General features: G+C 57.8%; 1 protein-coding gene and 2 pseudogenes. 2 read left to right on the forward strand and 1 reads right to left on the reverse strand.

Annotation, left to right across the window (positions count from 1 at the left end):
- The first annotated feature begins 16 nt into the window (after positions 1–16).
- Positions 17–187: an integrase core domain-containing protein gene (locus AC0L3P_RS39660; RefSeq protein WP_473309421.1), complete on the forward strand. Its 171-nt coding sequence runs from the start codon at positions 17–19 to the stop codon at positions 185–187.
- Between the two features lie 139 nt (positions 188–326).
- Here the strand turns inward: AC0L3P_RS39660 and AC0L3P_RS39665 are convergent.
- A pseudogene (locus tag AC0L3P_RS39665) lies at positions 327–1,351 on the reverse strand (IS110 family RNA-guided transposase).
- Between the two features lie 66 nt (positions 1,352–1,417).
- On the opposite strand from AC0L3P_RS39665, the pseudogene AC0L3P_RS39670 reads away from it, so the two are divergent.
- Positions 1,418–1,561: pseudogene (locus AC0L3P_RS39670) on the forward strand (integrase core domain-containing protein); the annotation flags it as partial.
- Positions 1,562–1,636: the final 75 nt, after the last annotated feature.

Raw genomic sequence — 1,636 nt, forward strand, 5'->3', positions numbered from 1 at the left:
GTCAGAGGACAACCAGATTGCCTGGCACTTTATCGCGCCAGGCAAACCGATGCAGAACGGCTTCTGTGAAAGCTTCATGTATAGACGGCCCGCGGGTGCAAGAGGTTTCGACAACATTTTGATGTCGGTCGGGTGCGTTCATGTATACGGCCTTTTGGTGCGACCGATACCATGGTGCTGGCCCTGATGGAGATCGCGGATCGAGGCCTCATCAACGGGTCGCGCTCGTTGCGCTTAAAGCTCTTCGGGCTTTCTCGATCCCCAGCTCCGCCGGTTTTCATCACGCTGTCATTTGCCCTCGCACCTTGTTAGCCGCATCCGCAGCTTCACGCGGGGGATGTCGGCCTATAATACTCCCCAGTCGTCATCATCGCCCAGACGATCCGAGCCAACTTGTTTGCAACGGCGATTGCGACCACCATGGGTCGACGTCGCTCGAGGAGAGCTTCGATCCATCCGCCTCCGACCCGTGAGCGAGCCTTTGGGAACCGGACGACGTTACGTGCTCCGATGACCAGCAAGTGCCTAAGATAGGAATCTCCCTGCTTCGTTATGCGGCCGAGCCGATCTTTTCCACCAGTTGAGTTCTGCCTTGGCGTTAGGCCGAGCCAAGCTGCGAACTCCCGCCCGGAACGGAACATGGTTGGATCGGGAACGGTGGCAGCAAGGGCTGTAGCCGTAAGGGGCCGACGCCCGGGATGATGGAAGCAAGCAACCTCGCCACTGGATGCGCTCTCTGGATCTGAGCCAACTCTCGCTCGATGGCTTCAATCTGCCGGTCGACTTCCTTCATCTGGTTCACAAGCGCTGCCAGCGCCATGCGCGCCGTAGTCGGCAACGATAACTGATCATCGTCCAACATTTGCACCAAACCATCCACCTTTGTCGGCCTTGCCCAACAATAACTCCGAACTCGGCAAAATGGGCTCGGATGGCGCAAGATGTCATAGTCCTCTGACGAACCAGCAGGCCTCTCGCTCGATGAAGCATCAAGAAGCCTTGGTTCTCGACGCTCTTGATCGGAACGAACCGCATGTGAGGGCGAGCAACTGCTTCGCAGATTGCGGCCGCATCAGTGGCATCGTTCTTAGCTCCTCGCCGGACGTAGGGCTTTACATATGCCGGCGGAAATCAATCTCACATCGTGACCAAGCCGCTGGATCTCGCGTGCCCAGTGGTGCGCGGAAGCACAAGCCTCGATGCCGACCAGGCAGGATGACAGTGATGAGAAGAAGGCGATGATCTCACCACGCCGCAGGCGTTGGCGACAGACCACGCGTCCTTCATCATCAACCGCATGGAGGTGAAAAGCGAACTTTGAAATGTCCAACCCAATAGTCGCGATGTTCATCTTGATTGACTCCTTCTGCCGCCAGCACATCTGGCACGATATCACCGTCGCCGAGAGAGCGGAGCCGTCTTCCCCATCAACGGCCGGATGCGAGACGAGCTTCTCAACGAAACCCTGTTCTTCGGCCTTGATCTCGCCCGAACCAGGATTGCGGCGTGGGCCGATGACTACAATAGCCATCGCCTGCATTCGTCGCTGGGCTATCTGACTGCGGATTCCGATCGATGTCGCCCAGGATTCCGAGATGATCTCGCCCACCATTCCGATTTGAAGTCGCCCACCCGT

The sequence above is a fragment of the Bradyrhizobium sp. WSM4874 genome (assembly GCF_055811835.1).